This is a genomic window from uncultured Sphingobacterium sp. (assembly GCF_964277905.1).
Classification (GTDB): Bacteria; Bacteroidota; Bacteroidia; order Sphingobacteriales; family Sphingobacteriaceae; genus Sphingobacterium; species Sphingobacterium siyangense.
In genome coordinates, this window is sequence record NZ_CAXYKD010000043.1 from 1 (window position 1) to 18226 (window position 18226).

Annotated in this window: 19 protein-coding genes; 7 read left to right on the forward strand and 12 right to left on the reverse strand. The window is 38.5% G+C overall.

The genetic code is table 11. The features are described from left to right. Positions 1 to 175: 175 nt before the first annotated feature. The 3 genes from ACHWSC_RS18440 to ACHWSC_RS18450 are packed head-to-tail and all read right to left on the reverse strand — an operon-like array spanning position 176 to position 2134. Positions 176 to 856, reverse strand: a complete 681-nt coding sequence (locus ACHWSC_RS18440; RefSeq protein ID WP_046672892.1) for a cell division ATP-binding protein FtsE — start codon at positions 854 to 856, stop codon at positions 176 to 178. A gap of 5 nt (positions 857 to 861) precedes the next feature. After that, positions 862 to 1065, reverse strand: a complete 204-nt coding sequence (locus ACHWSC_RS18445) for a fructose-6-phosphate aldolase (protein ID WP_070561119.1) — start codon at positions 1063 to 1065, stop codon at positions 862 to 864. Positions 1066 to 1120: 55 nt separating this feature from the next. Then, positions 1121 to 2134 carry an acyl-CoA reductase gene (locus ACHWSC_RS18450; protein WP_394677732.1) on the reverse strand — a complete coding sequence of 338 codons (1014 nt, stop codon included), beginning with the start codon at positions 2132 to 2134 and terminating at the stop codon, positions 1121 to 1123. Positions 2135 to 2290: 156 nt separating this feature from the next. Here ACHWSC_RS18450 and ACHWSC_RS18455 point away from each other — a divergent pair, with 156 nt between their 5' ends. The 4 genes from ACHWSC_RS18455 to ACHWSC_RS18470 all read left to right on the forward strand — a co-directional run bounded on the left by ACHWSC_RS18455 (position 2291) and on the right by ACHWSC_RS18470 (position 5346). Continuing rightward, positions 2291 to 2641 carry a 4Fe-4S dicluster domain-containing protein gene (locus ACHWSC_RS18455; protein ID WP_046672889.1) on the forward strand — a complete coding sequence of 117 codons (351 nt, stop codon included), beginning with the start codon at positions 2291 to 2293 and terminating at the stop codon, positions 2639 to 2641. Positions 2642 to 2816: 175 nt separating this feature from the next. Beyond that, positions 2817 to 4253, forward strand: a complete 1437-nt coding sequence (locus ACHWSC_RS18460; RefSeq protein WP_201668186.1) for a dicarboxylate/amino acid:cation symporter — start codon at positions 2817 to 2819, stop codon at positions 4251 to 4253. A 208-nt stretch (positions 4254 to 4461) separates the two neighbouring features. Next, positions 4462 to 5037 (forward strand): alpha/beta fold hydrolase, encoded by a 576-nt coding sequence (locus ACHWSC_RS18465; protein ID WP_394677733.1) that lies wholly within the window; start codon positions 4462 to 4464, stop codon positions 5035 to 5037. Then, on the forward strand, positions 5038 to 5346 hold the full coding sequence (locus ACHWSC_RS18470) for an alpha/beta fold hydrolase (protein WP_394677734.1): 309 nt from the start codon (positions 5038 to 5040) through the stop codon (positions 5344 to 5346). Positions 5347 to 5416: 70 nt separating this feature from the next. Here ACHWSC_RS18470 and ACHWSC_RS18475 read toward each other — a convergent pair whose 3' ends face one another. The 9 genes from ACHWSC_RS18475 to ACHWSC_RS18515 form a co-directional block, all read right to left on the reverse strand. Continuing rightward, positions 5417 to 5836, reverse strand: coding sequence for a YchJ family protein (locus ACHWSC_RS18475; RefSeq protein WP_205397914.1), 420 nt, complete (start codon positions 5834 to 5836; stop codon positions 5417 to 5419). Then, complete coding sequence (gene metQ, locus ACHWSC_RS18480; protein ID WP_088161762.1) at positions 5814 to 6626, reverse strand: methionine ABC transporter substrate-binding lipoprotein MetQ; 813 nt, start codon at positions 6624 to 6626, stop codon at positions 5814 to 5816. Before metQ ends, ACHWSC_RS18475 begins: the two co-directional genes overlap by 23 nt. Positions 6627 to 6641: 15 nt before the next feature. Continuing rightward, on the reverse strand, positions 6642 to 7295 hold the full coding sequence (metI, locus tag ACHWSC_RS18485) for a methionine ABC transporter permease MetI (protein ID WP_120334095.1): 654 nt from the start codon (positions 7293 to 7295) through the stop codon (positions 6642 to 6644). After that, positions 7288 to 8307 (reverse strand): methionine ABC transporter ATP-binding protein, encoded by a 1020-nt coding sequence (locus ACHWSC_RS18490; protein WP_394677735.1) that lies wholly within the window; start codon positions 8305 to 8307, stop codon positions 7288 to 7290. Before ACHWSC_RS18490 ends, metI begins: the two co-directional genes overlap by 8 nt. 149 nt (positions 8308 to 8456) lie before the next feature. Then, complete coding sequence (locus ACHWSC_RS18495) at positions 8457 to 9317, reverse strand: fumarylacetoacetate hydrolase family protein (RefSeq protein WP_075992861.1); 861 nt, start codon at positions 9315 to 9317, stop codon at positions 8457 to 8459. Positions 9318 to 9375: 58 nt separating this feature from the next. Further along, a complete protein-coding gene (locus ACHWSC_RS18500; protein WP_394677736.1) occupies positions 9376 to 10308 on the reverse strand; it encodes a TIGR01777 family oxidoreductase in 933 nt (310 codons plus the stop codon). 176 nt (positions 10309 to 10484) lie between these two features. Beyond that, positions 10485 to 11318 (reverse strand): DUF3347 domain-containing protein, encoded by an 834-nt coding sequence (locus ACHWSC_RS18505; protein ID WP_394677737.1) that lies wholly within the window; start codon positions 11316 to 11318, stop codon positions 10485 to 10487. A gap of 607 nt (positions 11319 to 11925) precedes the next feature. Then, positions 11926 to 14304, reverse strand: a complete 2379-nt coding sequence (locus ACHWSC_RS18510) for a hypothetical protein (RefSeq protein WP_394677738.1) — start codon at positions 14302 to 14304, stop codon at positions 11926 to 11928. A gap of 47 nt (positions 14305 to 14351) precedes the next feature. Next, a complete protein-coding gene (locus ACHWSC_RS18515; protein ID WP_394677739.1) occupies positions 14352 to 15224 on the reverse strand; it encodes a hypothetical protein in 873 nt (290 codons plus the stop codon). 310 nt (positions 15225 to 15534) lie between these two features. Between ACHWSC_RS18515 and ACHWSC_RS18520 the strand changes: the two genes are divergently transcribed. Genes ACHWSC_RS18520 through ACHWSC_RS18530 form a run of 3 tightly spaced genes read left to right on the forward strand, consistent with a single transcriptional unit; the run spans position 15535 to position 18205 of the window. Then, on the forward strand, positions 15535 to 16701 hold the full coding sequence (locus ACHWSC_RS18520; RefSeq protein WP_394677740.1) for an MFS transporter: 1167 nt from the start codon (positions 15535 to 15537) through the stop codon (positions 16699 to 16701). An 18-nt stretch (positions 16702 to 16719) separates the two neighbouring features. Continuing rightward, positions 16720 to 17367, forward strand: a complete 648-nt coding sequence (locus tag ACHWSC_RS18525) for a DAPG hydrolase family protein (RefSeq protein ID WP_394677741.1) — start codon at positions 16720 to 16722, stop codon at positions 17365 to 17367. Between the two features lie 31 nt (positions 17368 to 17398). Beyond that, the gene (locus ACHWSC_RS18530; protein ID WP_394677742.1) at positions 17399 to 18205 is read left to right on the forward strand and encodes a helix-turn-helix domain-containing protein; all 807 of its coding nucleotides are present in this window, start codon (positions 17399 to 17401) and stop codon (positions 18203 to 18205) included. Positions 18206 to 18226 lie beyond the last annotated feature (21 nt).

Consider the following 18226-nt stretch of genomic DNA (forward strand, 5'->3'; position numbering starts at 1 on the left):
TAATAATTATCTTGCTCATTCATATCTTCAATGCTAAAATTAGATTCAAAAATTTACTCTATGCTTCGTTTGTCAAAGTTTTTGCCAAACAATAAAATTCCGACAGCTTGTCAGATTTTATTAAAAATGCCTAACAATTTGTCGGAATCTCAATTTCTATATGTCAGTTTTCCGTCTAGATACTGACATTGTCCTGTAATACTCCATCGGCGGTTTTGATGATGCGGGATGGCATATTACGGATAATGGTATAATCGTGGGTTGCCATTAAAATAGCTGTTCCCGAATTGGCAATGTCACGTAATAATAAGACGATTTCTTCTGATGTAGCAGGATCCAAGTTACCGGTAGGCTCATCTGCCAGAATAATTTCGGGGTTATTTAATAATGCGCGGGCAATTACAATACGCTGTTGCTCACCGCCAGAAAGTTCATGCGGCATTTTCTTGAGTTTGGAACGAAGCCCAACTTTTTCCAGTACATCCAATATCCGGCTATCGATCATTTTCTTATCTTTCCAGCCTGTTGCTTTCAGTGCAAATTCGAGGTTTTTCTCGATGCTTCTATCGGATAAAAGATGAAAATCCTGAAATACAATACCCAATTTTCTACGCAGGTAGGGAACATCATTTTCGTGCAGCTTTTTAAGATCAAAGCCCGCAATCATTCCCTCACCATTGCCGATGTATAAATCGCCGTAAATGATTTTTAGTAAACTACTTTTTCCACTACCGGACTGACCGATAAGATAAATAAACTCTCCTTTACCAATGTTTAAATTGACATTGGACAATACCAAATGTTTTTGTTGGAAGATATCAACGTTTTTTAATGTAATTACTTTATTTTCAATCATGGAAGCTAAAATTCTAATTTTTTAATTTGCCCAAAAGGCATTTCTTTAACCAGTTGCATGATATATTCTGCCTTTTCTCCTAATCCAATCTTATCGAGTGATTTATCTGGGCGGTCGACTCTAAAATATGCCAGCAAGGTGAAGGCATCATCTCTTAATTGAACATAATCAGGGATTTTGGCGACACCTTTTACTTTAATGATATACATGATTTCAAAGTTAGTATTTTTAATGCAATTTATTTACTATGAATTTAAAGGAAGCTTATTGGTTTGCGAATAAAAAATCCAGTGTATTCACGCCATCAGCAAAATCATCTAAAGCAGGGCATTGGCTTTCTCCAAAATGAAATACCGGCGACGGCACATTTAATGCTATTTCTGATACAATACATTGGATATTTTCTTGGGCTAGTTTGAGTTTATTTTCAACTTCAGCCAGTGTTTCGTATGTTTCGTAATAAACCACAGCAAGGGGAGAAGCCGTGCGCTCATCTTCTTTGAGCAATAAAAAACCATTATCAAAATGCTTGTCGCCATTGATCAGATAGATGGATTTGTTGTAATCGTAATTGTTATTGTATTTAAAATGCTCTGTCATGCTGTTAAAAGCAGCGATACCTTCAAAGAAGTGTGCTATTGGGTAATCTTTTGGAATAAATAGCTTTGATACAGAGCGACAGCCCAACCCAAAATAATCAAAGATATCGTGTCCCAGTGATTCCAACTGGTTGGGAGATTCTTGGCCACCGATAACGGCAATACTATTTCTATTGCGACGAATAATATGTGGTTTGGTGCCAAAATAATAATCAAAGTAACGGGAGCTATTGTTAGACCCTGTTGCAATAACCAGATCGAAATCTTTTAGTATGTCAACAATTTCAAAGGCATCATTAAAGTATGGGTCAATTTGTTTAAGAAGGTTGAGCACATAGCTTGTCAATCCTGCATCGTCCGATGAGACTTTGATTTTTGCTGTAAAGCCGCTGATCAGTACCGATAGGATATCATGGAAGCCAACCAATGGAATATTGCCGGCCAGAATTAAACCTACAATTTTCGTTGAATGAAGATCTGGATAAGGCGCCAACCAGTGATTCAGCTTTTCTATTGTCAAATTGGCAGCAATAGCTTGAATGGCGCGTTCAACATTTTGAGGGGTATACCAGGGGTTTTTATGTTGGGCGAATTGAATGATTTGAATCAAATCTTCAGGGCGCTTGTGCAGCTGTTCGCCTAATTTTACAAATGCATTTATTCGTTGTTGCTTTGTCAAAATATTAAAATTTTAAAAGATGAATACACAAATTTGTATTATATTTGTGCTGTTAACATTAATCAACGTGAATCAACTAGCCTTATTGTTCAATCAGACTTTGTTTCATATTGATAATGCAAAAATAGTTTATTTATCATAATTGTGAGGTTATAAATGGCGATTAAAATTACAGACGAATGCATTAACTGTGGTGCTTGCGAACCGGAATGCCCAAATAATGCAATATACGATGCTGGTGTAACTTGGAAATTCTCAGATGGGACTGCTTTGGATGGGGTTATCGATTTTGGCGATGGTGTTACACTAGATGCCAACGAGTCTCAAGAAGCAATCTCTAATGAAGTCTATTATATTGTTTCAGATAAATGTACAGAATGTGTAGGTTTCCACGATGAGCCTCAATGTGCAGCGGTTTGCCCTGTGGATTGTTGTGTGGATGACGAAGATGTACGTGAATCGAACGATGAGCTATTAGCGAAAAAAGCTTGGTTACACGCGGAATAAATTTAGTACTCCGTTAAAATATAAGGCAGGATAAGAAATTTTCCTGCCTTTTTTGTGTCTTTCTATTTTGGCGAAATCGATATTTTGTTGCGAAACTTGGCTATTTGGAATAATAATATTTGCAAAAGCATAGTATTTTTTTATTTTTGTTCTTTTGACCATTAAAATCTTTTAAATGTTAAAAACCAAAATAGGGTTGATTACCCTGATCACAGTTACATTAGCTTGTATCATTGCTGTATTATACGAATTTGATGTTGTAGGCTTTTCGCATGAATTTCTAATGGCTGTCCGTTGGATAGTTGCTACCGTTTTGGTTGTAAATGCGCTCTTTAAGAAAAATTTGACCACCTGGATTTTAACCTGTATGATTATGGGGATATTTGTCGGGTTGGATTTTCCAAATCTAGCGATTTCCCTGCAACCTTTGAGTAAAGGTTTTATCAAGTTAGTCAAGACGATTGTGGGCCCAATTCTCTTTGCTACGCTTGTCTATGGAATTGCAGGCCATTCTGATTTGAAACAGGTGGGACGTATGGCATGGAAATCTATGCTTTATTTCTTTTGCGCAACAACATGTGCTATTTTTATTGGTTTAGGTGCGATAAACCTGACTCGGGCAGGAGTGGGCGTTGATGTTGCACATATGCCACATGAAGAACTTCCTGTACCGAAAGAAAGTATGGATGAGCATATCCTCAAAACACTTCCGGACCATGTACATCCTGTATACAAGTTCACTTCTTTTATACGCGACTTGTTCCCTGAAAATATCGTCAAATCTGTTGCTGATAATCAAGTTTTACAGATTGTTGTATTTTCAATTTTGTTTGGGATTGGATTGGCAATGGTAGATGAGAAAAAGCGTAAACCCTTGGTTGATTTTACCGAGAGTATGTCTGAAACGATGTTTAAGTTTACGAACATGATTATGTACTTTGCGCCTATTGGGGTTGGTGCCGCTATGGCCTACACGGTGGGGCATCTCGGTGTCGATATTCTAAAGAATCTTTTCATGCTTTTGGCGACGCTGTATTTTGCTTTGGTGTGCTTTTTATGTCTGGTTCTTCTTCCGGTAGCACTTTATCTAAAAATACCTGTGAAACGTTTTATTAATGCGATTAAGGAACCTGTTTCGATTGCATTTGCCACTACAAGTTCAGATGCGGCATTACCGAAAGCAATGAGCGCGATGGAGAAATTTGGTGTACCACGTAAGATTGTTTCGTTTGTAATTCCGACAGGATATAGTTTTAACTTGGATGGTACTTCACTTTATTTATCATTGGCGGCGATCTTTGTCGCTCAGGCGGCTGGTATCCATTTGTCGTTTGGACATCAATTAATGATTGCATTTACATTGATGATCACCTCTAAAGGTGTTGCTGCTGTACCAAGGGCTTCATTAATTATTTTGATTGCGACAGCGGATCAATTTGGTTTACCAACATTTGTCATTGCTGCAATTTTAGGTATCGATGAACTCATGGATATGGCGCGTACCTCTGTCAATGTAATCGGAAATTGTTTGGCAACCGTTGTTGTTGCGAAATGGGAAGGCGAGTTTGATGAAGAAGCTCCTTACCGCGAAGATACTGAAGAGGCGATCTAATAGAAATAACTAACGAATATTCGTTGAAGAGAGCAGTCTTGACATTCCGTTAAGACTGCTTTTTTATTGTCTTTAGCTCATGTTGATGATTTTGCTGCGCCTATTTATTATATTTAGCGCTGTAAATACCGTTCTTTAAACCAAATAGAACTTTAAACCAAATCCGTACAGGGAAATGAGACGATCTATATTTTATTTTTTTTGTATAATGATTACGATCAATATGGCATTTGCTCAAACAAAGACGACTGCTGTCGATCGTGATTCATCCGCTTATATTGCAACCCAGGATGGGGTCAAACTTTTTGCGAAGTCTGCTGGAAATGGTCCGGTTTGTATTTTCGTACATGGAGGACCAGGTGCCTGGAGTAAATCATTTGAAGAGATGGGAGGTCGTGGTCTTGAAAAGCGGCTAAGGATGGTGTATTTGGATCAACGAGGTTGTGGAAGGTCCGAGGTGTCTACTAGTGGAAATTATTCGTTAGATCGCATGGTTGAAGACATTGAAGCTATTCGTCATGCCCTAGGGGTAGAAAGAATCTATCTATTGGCACATTCCTTTGGTGGGGTAATCGCTGTAAATTATGCGAAAAAATATCCAGATCATTTGTTTGGTTTAATGTTGGCAAATTCGACTTTGGACCTCAATAGTTCATTGGAAGATCAGATAGGGTATGTTAACCAATTAATCCAGAGTAACTTCGAGGTTGCAGCCAGGGATTCCATCTTAACAACTTTTTCATTGGCGAGGCGAGCACTTTCAGCGAAAGACTTGAGCTATTAAATGCTCTCTGACGATAAGAAAACGGTCGATAAACTAGATCATATCGATGAGAGTCCTGATCGAACTTATGATTTTGGGAAACATGTGTGGGATTATAAAATTTATTGCGAAGATTTTAGGCCAGAAACAAAAGAGATTAAAGTGCCAGTTTTGGTCATTGCGGGTAAAAAGGATTATGCTATTGGGGTGAATCACTACCGAAAGTTTCAATTTCCGCACCAAAGAACTGTGCTCATCGAAGGTGGGCATGTCTTGTATTACGAGCAAAATAAAGCCTTTGTTGATGCAATATTTTCTTTTATAAAATAAAGAGCTGCTTGCAAGCTGTTGTTGACGATCTGGTATCCTTTACAATAGCTTGCAAGCGAAATATGTTATATCAACGTCCGTCAACGTAGTACCATAAATCACCTTGTTTTTTGAAAGTAGACTTTTCATGGTGAATTTGAACTTCCATCTGTGGATCCAGGTAATGTGCTTCAAACTCGACTGTGTGGAATGTAGATTTAAGGATAGAGAGTTGCATCCATTTATTCTCCTGCGCCCATTGTCCGATTGCCTGTTTATTTTGGAACCGTCGTGTTGAGGGATGAAACGTATCGTATAGGAAATCGATCTGTTGTGCTACAAAGGCGCTATAACGTGCGCGCATCAATGCCTCTGCTGTGGTTGCTTTGGCATGGAAACGATGAATTTGCTGGCAGCATTCCCCATAGGTATTGCCAGAGCCACAAGGGCATAATTGACCTGATTCTATCACTTGAATGTTTAAAATTTTACCAGCCTTTAATAGCGCCATTTTTGAAGACTTTTTTTGCTGTCGCTTCTACTTCCGGTGACTGATACGCCTGAATAAACTGTTGTACCTTCTCATCGTTTTTATTATCTGAGCGGGCAACAATCAGATTAACATAAGGCGATTCTTTATCTTCTGTGAATAAGCCTTGTTTTTCGGGATCCAACCCAGCTTGAGAGGCGAAACTATTGTTGATGATAGCAATTGTAACCTGAGGATCATCTAGGACGCGAGGTAACTGTGGGGCTTCCATCTCTATGATTTTAACCTGTTTAGGGTTGCTGACAATATCTGTTACTTTAGGTTGGATACCTACATTTTCTTTTAGACCGATAATTCCCTCGCGTTGGAGAAGCAAAAGAGAGCGTCCACCATTGGTAGGGTCATTTGGAATGGCAATAACGGCTCCAGGTTGTAATTCTGTGATTGTTTTTATTTTCTTTGAATAGGCAACAATGGGGAATACAAACGTGTTTCCGACAATGGTTAATTTCGTGAAACCGCGTTGTTTGGATTGCTCTTGTAGATAGGGCTGATGCTGAAATACGTTTACATCGATATCACCCTGATTTAAGGCTTCATTAGGTACGACATAGTCGTTGAAAGCCACTAACTCAACATCAAGATTGAACTTTTCTTTTGCAACTTTCTTAGCCGTCTCCGCAAGCTCCTTTTCTGGGCCGGACACAACACCGACTTTGAGGATATTCTCTTTCTTTTCTCTGTTATTGCATGCTACAATCGATACGAGACTGAAGGCTAAGATTGCAAATGCATAGTTCAATTTTTTCATATGATATAATTTATGTTAACGATGGTTTACTTTTTTTGAGATGTAATCTCCTGTATATTGTAACAGGAATACTATTAAAATTAATAAAATTAGAACAGAATTCATGATAAAAGTATCATATCCGACATAACCATACTGATAGCCAATCTGTCCAAGTCCACCAGCACCTACAGCACCGCCCATTGCGGAGTAACCAACAAGTGTTATCAAGGTAATTGTCGCATTGTTTACTAGTGACGGGAGAGCCTCCGGAAGCAAAACTTTGAAAATTACCTGTTGTGCATTTGCACCCATTGCTCTTGAGGCTTCAATCAGGCCATTTGGAATTTCCAGAAGACTATTTTCCACAAGTCTTGCTATAAATGGGGCCGCGCCTATACTCAAGGGGACCAATGCTGCGGCCATACCGATTGATGTTCCGACAACGTTGCGTGTAAACGGAATCATCCATACGATAAGTATGATAAAGGGGATAGACCTAAACACATTCACCAGCAATGAAACAAGTTGGTGCATGGCTTTGTTTTCGAGCAGTTGATGTTTTCGGGTCAAAAAAAGGTATATTCCGAGTGGGAGACCAAGGATAAAACCAAAGAAGCCTGATAAGAAAGTCATGGTTAGGGTTTCTAAAGTACCCGATAGCAGAAGATTAAATACCTGATCAGACATAGCCTAATATTTTAGTTTGTGAATGCTTTTCTTTTAAGAAAGATAGACTACGCGTTACGTTTTCTTTTTCACCCGATAGTTCGGCCAATATAACACCAAATTTCATTTCGCCAATATAGTCTATTTGAGCGGTAATGATATTTGTCTTGACTTGATATTGTTGTTCCAAATGTTGTATAAATGGGATGGATTCTTCATTTGAAGTTAGATAGATCTCTACGAGTGGGTTTCCAGCGCTTTTTAAGCGTTCCTGAAAACTTAGTGGAATTTCAACTTCAAGTGAAGACTGAATAAAGTTTTTAGTTGTTGTTTCCTGAGGATTGGCGAATATTGATTCTACCGGGCCGGTTTCAATTAATTCTCCGTGGTCTAATACGGCAACCTGATCGCAAATATTTTTTATAACATCCATCTCATGAGTAATCAACAATATCGTAAGGTCAAGCTGCTTATTGATTTTTTTTAGCAGTTTGAGGATGGATTTTGTAGTTGCGGGGTCTAGGGCACTTGTGGCCTCATCGCAAAGTAGAATGTAAGGATCATTGGCTAATGCACGCGCGATAGCAACACGTTGTTTTTGGCCTCCGGAGAGATTTGCAGGGTACACGTCGGCTTTATCTTCCAACCCGACTAAACGCAATAGTTCCAACACTTTTTGGCTGATAAATTCTTTCGATTTACCTTCAAGTTCGAGCGGGAAGGATATATTTCCATACACTGTTCGTGATGATAGTAAGTTGAAGTGCTGGAAAATCATACCAATTTTTCTTCTTTTCAACATCAGACCAGTGGAAGATAGCGACATCAAGTCGTCATTTTCTATAATTACTTGACCACTGTCTGGTCTTTCCAAAAGGTTTACGCAACGGATCAAAGTACTTTTCCCGGCTCCGGAAGCGCCTATTACACCAAAAATTTCACCTTTTTCAATAGACAGTGAGATGTCTTTTAAGGCATCAATACGTACCGCTTTTACCTCAAAAGATTTGGATATGTTGTTTAGTTGAATCATTGACCCTGTAGGGATTTAGCAATTTTAGTTGGACAAATGGATGATGTTGATATAAATGTACACAAATGCCAGGGATAAAATAAAATGAAGTGAAAGAAAATGGGTTCTTTCAGACCGAAAAAGAATGAAAGAACCCAGATATATGTTTTTTACAACGCTTGATAAGCCGAAATCACTTGTTTTGCAGATCCGAGTCCATCGATGCCATATTCGATGATATCGCCATCTTTCAGGAATCTTTGTGGGGATTTGCCCATGCCAGATCCTGCAGGTGATCCTGTGGAAATGATGTCGCCTGGAAGTAAGCTCATAAAATGGCTTAAATAAGAAATCAATTTGGGCACACGATAGATAAAATCACTTGTATTGCCATCTTGCATAAGCTCACCATTGAGTTTAAGCCATATTTTTAAATTATCAATATCTGTGAATTCATCTTTGGTTGCTATAAATGGGCCAATAGGAGCGAAAGTATCACATCCTTTACCTTTATCCCAGGTTCCGCCACGCTCGATCTGAAATTCACGCTCTGTAACGTCATTGTGTAACACATAGCCAAACACATGGTCCAAAGCTTCCTCTTCAGTAACATAAGAAGCTTTTTTCCCAATTACAATGGCAAATTCGGTTTCCCAATCAGATTTTACAGAGAACTTCGGAAGGGTGATTCCATCAAAAGGGCCATTGAATGCAGATACAGATTTCATAAATACGATAGGCTCTGAAGCTTGTTGCAATTTGGTTTCTTTGACGTGATCATCGAAATTAAGCCCTACACAAAGTATTTTGGACGGAGCTTCCAATGGTGTACCGATACGCTCGTCGTCGGCTATCTCTTTAAGCGTATCGCCTTTTTCATTTATATATGTTTGAAGTCTTTCTAAATTTGCAATATCCGCAAAGAAATCGCGGTTGTATTGAAAATTTCCCTCTGAAACATCATATTTCTTTTCGTTTAAAATGACTCCCGCTTTTTCGGAGCCCTTTGCGCCATATCTAAAAATCTTCATAAGCCGCAAATATACGGATTTTGTCCCAAAAAGGGCAGAAATTAACGCGAATTAACAATTAATCAATATGTAAATTATCTATACAATTATTGTCCAAAAGAGGATATTTAAAAGGGAATTTTTCATGTACTATCTTTTTGTTGCTTACCCAGGTACCATTGAGCACCATTTCCTGCCCTTTTTTTCCAAGCATAAATTTAATCAAAAATGACGGGACGGGTAGGGGAATATAGAATGGACCGTATTTACGTTTGGCTATTCTTTTTGCAAACTCCGCGAGGGGAAGTGGTTCGGATGAACAGGCATTATAAATTCCAGCTATGGTATCATTTTGTATGCCAAAGAGCAGCATCCGACAGAGATCATCCATATGGATCCAACTGAGTATCTGTTTTCCAGAGCCTAATACCGGAATTGAATGAAAGGGTAGGAAACGGTTAATTTCCTTGAGTAAGCCTTGATCCTTGCTGATAACTACTCCAAAACGGAAGACAATGAGTCTTTTTCCCAATGTTTCGATAGGTTTCACGCTTCCTTCCCAGAGGTTACATACCCAGGACAGAAAATTTCCACCTTGTGGATCTCCTTCTTCAAAAGGTTTTTTTTGGTACTGATCGTCTGTTCCATACCAACCTATAGCGGAGGCCGATATGACTGCTTTTACTTGATTCGGTATTTGTTTTAGACTTTGATAGAGCAGTTGCCCGCTTTCTACCCTGCTGGCAATAATTTCTTGTTGATATGATTTTGTCCAGCGTTTCGAATTGAGGTTTGCACCCGCCAAGTTGATGATATAGTCGGCTTCCTGAATTGATTTGACATCAATCTCCTGTTTACTGGGATCCCAATGTACGTAACGGACATTGTTTTGTATGGGATGAGACTTCGGATTTCTGGTAAAAATAATAACTTCATAGAAATTGGCAACCAATAGCTTTGTTAAATGAAGGCCTATAGCTCCAGCACCACCTGTAATAATTACTTTTTCCATGAATTGAACCTTGTTTTATAATATACGCCTGTTATCATTTAAGCGAACCAATTTCTGTTGATACTAAATATACTATTTTGGTTTATAAAAATCGACCATTGCGGCAGCAATTACAAAAAAAGGTTTATCTCGTGGGGAGATAAACCTTTTAAGAGTCGATTAAACGACGTTATTTGTTAAAGCGTTTGGATTGTGCTGCCACATGTTAGCATCTGTGCGCCGTAGTATGGATTTTTGATTTCTTTATGACGGCTTAACCAAGTCGCACCTTTGCCTTTGTTGAACATTGGACACTTTTGGTAATAAACAGAAGAAGACGGTTTCGAGTTTTTGGACAAACTATAGATATCTTCTGACAATAGCGCGAAGGCTTCTCGTTGTTTACTGATATCCTTTGCCTGTTGTAGGCTCTTCACTGTCGCTTTGAGTGATGTTGTTTTGGTTTTCCAGACCTCCTGTTCCGCTTTCGTTAGATCAGCAGTTTGTATTTTAGCGATTGCATCGGCAAGATCGTTTGCTAGGCCTGCAGCTTGTTTACTATCCGCAGCTACAAGTGCATCTTTAAGCAGAAAGTATTGGTCATAGATCTTTTGAAAATTGCTTGCGTTGCTGATGTCATCTACTGAAGCTACCGGCTCAATGCTTGCGTCTTGTGGGCTATCTGAAGCTGGAGGAGCTAAATTTCTTTCGTATTGGCAGCAAGCATGTAGTTTAGCATAAGTATCTTCCGCGGCAAGGTATTTTTCATTGTCATAGCCTGCTCCTGCGATACTTTTCAATACAGCATCTAAGGAAGTTTTCTTTGCGTCATAGGCTATTGTTGCTGTTTGGTTGTCTTCGTTCCATTCAACTTTAGCCTGAGCGGAGGCTCCTGCATTTTCTATTGTTTTTTTACACATACCGCAGTTTCCAGCGATTTTAACAGTGGTGTTCACGGTGTTGTTTTGTGCATAGTTTGTCAAAGAGGATAGTATTAAAGCCCCTGTTATAATATAATGTTTGATTTTCATATGATTGGATGAAAGAATAAATAAAAATAAGTAATCAAAAATGATTGATAAATGATCAATGTATGGATTGTATGGATTAACTTATTTTTGGCGGGACCCAAGGACAAAAATATCCCTCAGAAATAAATGTTGGCGCTATGGGTTTATAATTTTTTTTGATTGCTATACCGCAAAGTTCATGACCTTGTTCAAGGGGATTGGAAATTGCCAAAAATGTACCGCTATACGTGCATTGACAATTGCAATTTTTACATGGTTTGTGATGTTTACAAAAAGCTTTTTTTTGGGAAGATTTAAATTTTGAACAACACTGGTCCTTTTTGTTAGTGGTAGCATTACCTTTTGTGTGACTACTGTGTGCATTTATTTTATGGCAGGCGAAAGCGTCGGGTGCACTTAAAAGGAAACCGAAGGTTAAAAATAGTAGTATAAGTCGCTTAAGTACCATATCAGCTCAAATATAGTTGTTTTGGGTAGAATCTGCTTCCACTTTTAACTTTTTTTGGCATTATGGACTTTTTTATACGCTCCATGTTATTTGAGTTTGGGAGGATCAGATAACATGGAGCGACGTTTGGAATTCTTTTTTCTGAAAGTAAAGAAATACTTAAAACTTAAAGCCAGAAAAAAAGCCGGGCTTTTTCCAGGTACGTTTATATTCATCAGCTAAAGGAGAATGATCCGAATAGGCGAGCACTTCATCAAGCAAATTGTGTGCTTTTTTCAGATTCCCTGTTTTATAGTTTGCATATGCCTCTGCTAATTTAACCGATTCGACATCATCGTCGTAGCCCCAATCGCATTGCTGATAAATACCGTTGAAAACATTGACGTATTTATTTACTTCATTTATATCTCCATTTTCGGCGAAAAGTTCAATTCCAAATTTTAACCAAAGGACATAATCATTAGGCTCCATGACTGACTGTACCCAGTTGTCATACGTTTGGAATGTTTCTATACCCGCGCTAAATTCCGTAAGATAGTAATGGCTTTTAACAATGAGATAGAGCGTCTTTGCTTTATCGAAATTATCGATGATAAATTCCCGTTTATTTTTAAGGTATTTCCGCGCAGCGAGGTTCATGGACTTGTAATTGCTCTTTTCATTATATAGCTGCATCAACACATATTGAGGCTGTGCTTCATGTGGGTACCGTTGTGCCATATTTTCGTAATAGGAGACACGTTGCTCAAAATTATCCGGCTCGATTATCTGATAGATAATATGTTCTATCCCATTTTTTGACGCTTCAAAATCACGATAATGATAATCATCTAAATTGGGATGATCAATATAGAATTTGTAAATAAACTCGAGGAGCTGTTGGGCCCGGGATTGAATATTCGCTGATCGACCTAGGTGGTATTCAACATCGATTTGATGCATAAGCATGCGGTAACAAGGAGGAAATACAACAGACTCCATATCTTCAGCTTCTTCATCTTCTTCGGAGGTAAATTCTTGCTGCTCAAGGGTGGCTTCCAACGAAATCTGATAGGTGTCAAAGTACTGTTGAAGCACCTCCTCCAGGCGTACGTAATCTTCCAATGCTGACAAGGTATCGGCTCGGGTGAAATGAAGTTCTTCAAAGTCGGAATAGCTTAATCCTTCGGTGGCGATAGCATAGGAGGTTTCTAGTTCACCAGCTTCTTTATACGCTAATGCTAGATTATTACAATTCATGGCCCGGTTGTGGGAGCCGCCAAAGTAGTCACTTTCGTACTTATTTTGTTCAAAATACTCCTTGAAAGCGTCGTAGGCTTGACGATAAAGTTCAAGGACGAGCAATTGTAGTGCAGATTGATCAACTGTGGTTAAGTTGTCCTGGGCGTGAATAAAATCAGATAGCGTGACAGCTTCGTTATAACATTCACGGGGAAGGTCATGGAAAGTGGGAACCTGATCGTAAACTTTTCCATTGGCTTCAAGGGTACATTCGATCATACGTCGCCAGGATGTTGCATTCCAATTCCGTTCACCTACCATGGCCAGATATGGAATAGCCGCAGCATACTGTCCCTCGTCATAGAGATAGGCTGCCGCAAAATGGTAACCGACGTAAGAATCAGGATAGGCATCGACCAATTTGAGTGCATGGAGATAATAATAGTCAAGCGGGATTCCGATTTCTTCTGAGTAATTGCGCTCAATGATAAGCTGATAGTAAAAGACCTCAGGGTGTTCATACCCCTCGGCAATCAATTCGTCAAATCGAGTATGCCATTTGACCAACTCCTGATGGATATGCACGGCTGAGTTTTCCCCTTTGATAAGCTTAAGTAAAATCTGCAGTGCTAGGTCGATTGCTTTATTTTCGTAAGCAATTTCAGCGAGATCCACATAATTCATTTCATTGCTGCTGATGAAATGCTTAAAATCCGCTTCCATTAAAGCTAAAATATTGGACTCATTGATCTGTTTGGTACGGTCAAGCAGGTATATTTTCTTTATCCAAAAGATGGAAAAATTATGATCCAAGGTTTCCCGCTCATCCTTGAATGTTTCTTTAACGAAATCAATGCTCGCCTCCAAAACTGGAAGCATCGCTGTATCGTCCTGGAGCCCTTCGTAGATATTGGTTAAATAGTTGTGCCCATATCCGGACATATTGGGGGAATCGATTAGTTTTTTTGCGTATTCGATGAATAGACCTTTATTGCCTTCAGTAATATGGAATTTTGGTCGACCAATTTGTGCTAATGTCGCTTGATTGTCCAAAACATAATTCAGTATATGATATAGGGTCGTTTCATTATCAGGTTCGATGGCCAATGCTTTTTGAAAATAGGGGATCATTTTTTTCTGAATAACATCGAAAATAGCTTCGTGGCCTTCATAGAATGCCTGATCATGATAGGCGATCGCAAGGTGTGTCCAAAGCGTAACATCTTGATCGTTTTGTCGCAGTTGGTTTTCTCCTTCAATGATAAATAAGTCTAGTTGTCCGCTGTAGAACAAATTATATATATTCTTTTCTTCCATTTATTGATTTTTATATGTATCGAGTATGTTAGAATCTTTGAAAAATACTATTTAGCCGTGGGAAGCTTTTCAAAGCTAGTACCGTTCCATAGAAATTCTTCACTCTTTTTTATAATCTTGAAATTCGGATTTTCTGCATTGTCGTCAATAGCTTCTCCCTCTTCAATGTATTTATAGATAATCTGATTATTTTTTCCGTGTTCGGAAGGGAAAAGAATCTTTTCATCGTAATAGAACACACCAGCATCACTCACCGAATACCGGCTAGGAAGATCAACCAACCGCTGTCCCGTCCAGGCCACATAGTTGTACTCAGAAGGTATGCCACAGGCTTCCCCCAGAAATTCGATGCGGATGATTTGTCGGACATTTTGAAGGCCCATTGCCGGCAGCAATTTACTCTGAGAGAAGGTTTGTTCTGAATAGGCGAAAGGGAAGGTGTGTTCAGCTAGAAAATTTCCTTTTGCGTCGAGAAGTTTTACCACTGTTGAAAAATGATCCTGTTCCTGTTCGTTGATACTTTTGGTAAAACGTTCAAAACCGTAAATATATTGCGAACCGTCCGAAGCGGTTTGTTTTCCGAGCGCTAATAGTCCGAGCCAAATAAAACCATTTTTTTTACTGTTACCGTCGGAATAACTTATCTCATACCAAGGAGCATAAAAATTTTTCAGTGTATTTCCTTTGAAAGGCACACTGGTGATCGTAACAACATTTCCTACCGATAAAGAATCTACGATTGCTGCCTTAAGACTAGGTTGAGCACGCACATAAGCTTTTGTGGCAAAAACAGTTGCCGATTGACCCTTTTGTATGTTCCATAAGTTGAAATTATCGTCAAATTTTAAATTTTCCTGTGCCTTCGAGCAAAATGGTCCGATGACCAAGATGATTAAATAGCATACCATTAGTTTTCTCATTTTTCACTCTCCTTTCCTGCAAAAATAGCCGAATTGGTCCATAACCCTTATCACTGGTTTCAGGTATTTTTTGTAGAGTGTTCCAGAAGAAGAAAGGAGGCATAAGATATTTTCTTTACCAAAAAACGTTTACCAGCTAAACATTTTATAAGCATTGGAATTTAGATTCGAGCAAAGAATGGGTTTCAATAATCTATTGGATGTTGATTTTATGTGGACCGATTTCCTAAAAGTACAAGACAATACGATAATCATACCATTTGCGTCATTGTTTAATATTGAAATTTGTCGAGTCAATAAAAACAATAGTATGAATCAGGTATCAAAATTTGGAATTTTTGCTTTGCTACTGAGCAGCAGTTTAACAATTATGGTTGGAACTGTTATAGCGCCGTCGTTAAAAGAAATTTCAGTCCATTTAGGATTTGAAGAAAATCCAGGTTTGTTGATTACGTTGCCTTCGCTCGGCGTAGTAATTTTTGCACCCTTCGTTGGGAAATTGATTGACCGAAAGGGACCATATCTGATGATTAGATGGGGTTTGATACCTTATGCTTTACTTGGGCTGTTGGGGGGGCTTCTTACCAACCCTTATTTGGTTGTGATAGATCGTATTCTTTTAGGTGTTGCTACGGCGTCAATACAGGCCGCTGGAACAGGTTTAATTGCACTATTATTCATTGGTGACGACCGACTGAAAATGATAGCCTGGCAAGGTATGTCCATCGAATTGGGTGGGGTCGTATTTTTGAGTTTTGGCGGTCTTTTGGGGGCCTTTTGTTGGAAATATCCTTTTTTAATTTATCTAATGGGGTTGGTATGTGCATTATTAATTTCCATAAGTGTCAAGAGGAACGCTGATACTTTACGCAAAAAAGTGGTTGCTGTTGAGTCAACAGAGAGAACTAAAATCAGTAGACATTTATTGATAATAATTTTGTCTGCTGCGTTTGCCATGATGCTATTTTTTGTGGCATTTGTTTGTCTTCCATTATTTCTTCCATCTTCGTTTCACTACAGTGAGGCTGAAACGGGATACTTCATGGCTTTTATTTCGATTGTGGCCGTTATAGCAGCGAGCCAGATGCCTCGCGTCACCAGGTATTTATCAAAAGACTTTACGTTGTCAATGGGATTTTTTGCATTTGCCATTGGGCTTACTATTTTATTTCTTACCACATCCAACATCACCTTATTCATAGGGGCGGTAGCGATGGGCACAGGTTTTGGCTTTACTGTTCCATTGCTAAATCATATGACCGTCGAAGAAAGCAGCAGTAGTAATCTAGGGCGGTACCTAAGCTATTATTCCATGGCGATTTTTGGCGGACAGTTCCTTTCATCCTTTATCACGGAACTGAATTATGAAATGAGAACAACCTTCTTAATCGCTGCTGTTTTGGCTTGTGCAATTTCGGTGGCTTTATATATCATCGCAAGCATCAATAGAATACATGTATTTAATAATAATTTATAACGACTAAAATAGAATAACATGAGAATTGAAGAAGCAAATGAGCTCTTAGAGCCTGGGTATCTACCGTTTGAAGCAGGGTGGAAACGGTACGAAGACGGTTTACTTGTTGTTGCAGCAAGGTCTTCACTGGCCAATATAAACGGCGAAATGATTGAATGGTGGTTTTCCTATTTTCAGGATACGCAACAGTATTTACTGTGGCATAAAGAAGACCATGTTTATAGTGACTGGATCGGTGAGAGGGGGACTGGAAAGTATATTGGGGGAACCCATATTGCCCACGAAAGATTGGGTGGAAATGAAATTCATAAATTGAAGATTAATTTTTTAGATCCCTCAAATATTTTGGATATAAGTAGATTTCCAGAACAGCGTGTAACCGCTATTCACGCGAGATTGGGTATAGATGGCCAAGAGGGCTATGCCGCCAAAATGGTACACTTTATTCGGGATACTGCCTATGGCTGTGAAATGAGAAGTCGTTTTTGGTTGGGTTATTTTGAAGGTAATGATCTAGCAAATGATTTGGAGACACGGCTTAAAATCTATCCCGATCATGTAGGTGCACGACTATGTAAACATTGTCACGAGGAAATGAGTAATTTTACAATTTTTCTTCCCGAGCTTTACGAAAAAGAGACTGGTAAAATATATACTTCAAAATAAAAAAGATTGACTAAATTAAATTAAAAATCACATGAGAGTCAGCCACCAGATTGATCCGCTCAAAATGATATATTTTGAATTGGAATGTCGCCCGGAGAGCTATCTAAAAAATGAAGATAGAAACTCGTTTTTCGAAATTATCTGTCAATATAACAATATCGGTGATCCTGATTCTCATGTTGATATTTATCTGATTCCACTTTATCGTATGGAAGAGTTAAGCAATTTGAATACTGGATATCTTCTCGCTTTCAAACGAGATTATTTGGATGAAGATGACAAAGAATATGCTTTGGATGTTTTCAATCTCTTCAATATGCAAGGACAATATACACATTTGATCGTCAAGCCTCGGGATGCTGATATTCTTGCGAAGGTTGTGAATTTAATAGAAGAGGAATACAATAACCCCGAAGGTACTTATCTTATCTTGAAAGCTCTCATAAAAGTTTATTTGTTGAATCTAATCCGTTTAAATCAAGAATATTTTTTAGAACAGGATGTGAATCAAAAACGAATTTATCAGTTTATAGTCCTGTTGGATCAATATTATATGGAGCAGCGCACTACTGAATTCTATGCGAAGGAAATAGGTATTACGACAAAACGCTTAAACCAGATTTTAAAGATTAAAATGAATAGGTCAATTTCGCAGTTAATTCATGAACGATTAGTTTTAGAAGCAAAAAGAATGCTGATCACGAGTGAAAAAACCATAAAGGAAATCGCTTTTGAGCTTAATTTTGAAGATCCGGCCTACTTTAGCCGTTTTTTTAAGAAGAAAACCCAAGTTTCACCGGAGACATTCAAATTGCATCATGCAAATTTTAGAAAATAAACCTGTAATTTTTTGTAGGTT

Excerpts from the sequence above, each read along its gene's own strand:
- ACHWSC_RS18455 (WP_046672889.1), top strand. The coding sequence starts at position 2,291 with ATGGCGATTAAAATTACAGACGAATGCATTAACTGTGGTGCTTGCGAA.
- ACHWSC_RS18495 (WP_075992861.1), bottom strand. The coding sequence starts at position 9,317 with ATGAAGATTTTTAGATATGGCGCAAAGGGCTCCGAAAAAGCGGGAGTC.
- metI (WP_120334095.1), bottom strand. The coding sequence starts at position 7,295 with ATGTCTGATCAGGTATTTAATCTTCTGCTATCGGGTACTTTAGAAACC.
- ACHWSC_RS18510 (WP_394677738.1), bottom strand. The coding sequence starts at position 14,304 with ATGGAAGAAAAGAATATATATAATTTGTTCTACAGCGGACAACTAGAC.
- ACHWSC_RS18525 (WP_394677741.1), top strand. The coding sequence starts at position 16,720 with ATGAGAATTGAAGAAGCAAATGAGCTCTTAGAGCCTGGGTATCTACCG.
- ACHWSC_RS18440 (WP_046672892.1), bottom strand. The coding sequence starts at position 856 with ATGATTGAAAATAAAGTAATTACATTAAAAAACGTTGATATCTTCCAA.
- ACHWSC_RS18500 (WP_394677736.1), bottom strand. The coding sequence starts at position 10,308 with ATGGAAAAAGTAATTATTACAGGTGGTGCTGGAGCTATAGGCCTTCAT.
- ACHWSC_RS18475 (WP_205397914.1), bottom strand. The coding sequence starts at position 5,836 with ATGGCGCTATTAAAGGCTGGTAAAATTTTAAACATTCAAGTGATAGAA.
- ACHWSC_RS18530 (WP_394677742.1), top strand. The coding sequence starts at position 17,399 with ATGAGAGTCAGCCACCAGATTGATCCGCTCAAAATGATATATTTTGAA.
- ACHWSC_RS18445 (WP_070561119.1), bottom strand. The coding sequence starts at position 1,065 with ATGTATATCATTAAAGTAAAAGGTGTCGCCAAAATCCCTGATTATGTT.
- ACHWSC_RS18490 (WP_394677735.1), bottom strand. The coding sequence starts at position 8,307 with ATGATTCAACTAAACAACATATCCAAATCTTTTGAGGTAAAAGCGGTA.
- ACHWSC_RS18465 (WP_394677733.1), top strand. The coding sequence starts at position 4,462 with ATGATTACGATCAATATGGCATTTGCTCAAACAAAGACGACTGCTGTC.
- ACHWSC_RS18460 (WP_201668186.1), top strand. The coding sequence starts at position 2,817 with ATGTTAAAAACCAAAATAGGGTTGATTACCCTGATCACAGTTACATTA.
- ACHWSC_RS18470 (WP_394677734.1), top strand. The coding sequence starts at position 5,038 with ATGCTCTCTGACGATAAGAAAACGGTCGATAAACTAGATCATATCGAT.
- ACHWSC_RS18505 (WP_394677737.1), bottom strand. The coding sequence starts at position 11,318 with ATGAAAATCAAACATTATATTATAACAGGGGCTTTAATACTATCCTCT.
- metQ (WP_088161762.1), bottom strand. The coding sequence starts at position 6,626 with ATGAAAAAATTGAACTATGCATTTGCAATCTTAGCCTTCAGTCTCGTA.
- ACHWSC_RS18515 (WP_394677739.1), bottom strand. The coding sequence starts at position 15,224 with ATGAGAAAACTAATGGTATGCTATTTAATCATCTTGGTCATCGGACCA.
- ACHWSC_RS18520 (WP_394677740.1), top strand. The coding sequence starts at position 15,535 with ATGAATCAGGTATCAAAATTTGGAATTTTTGCTTTGCTACTGAGCAGC.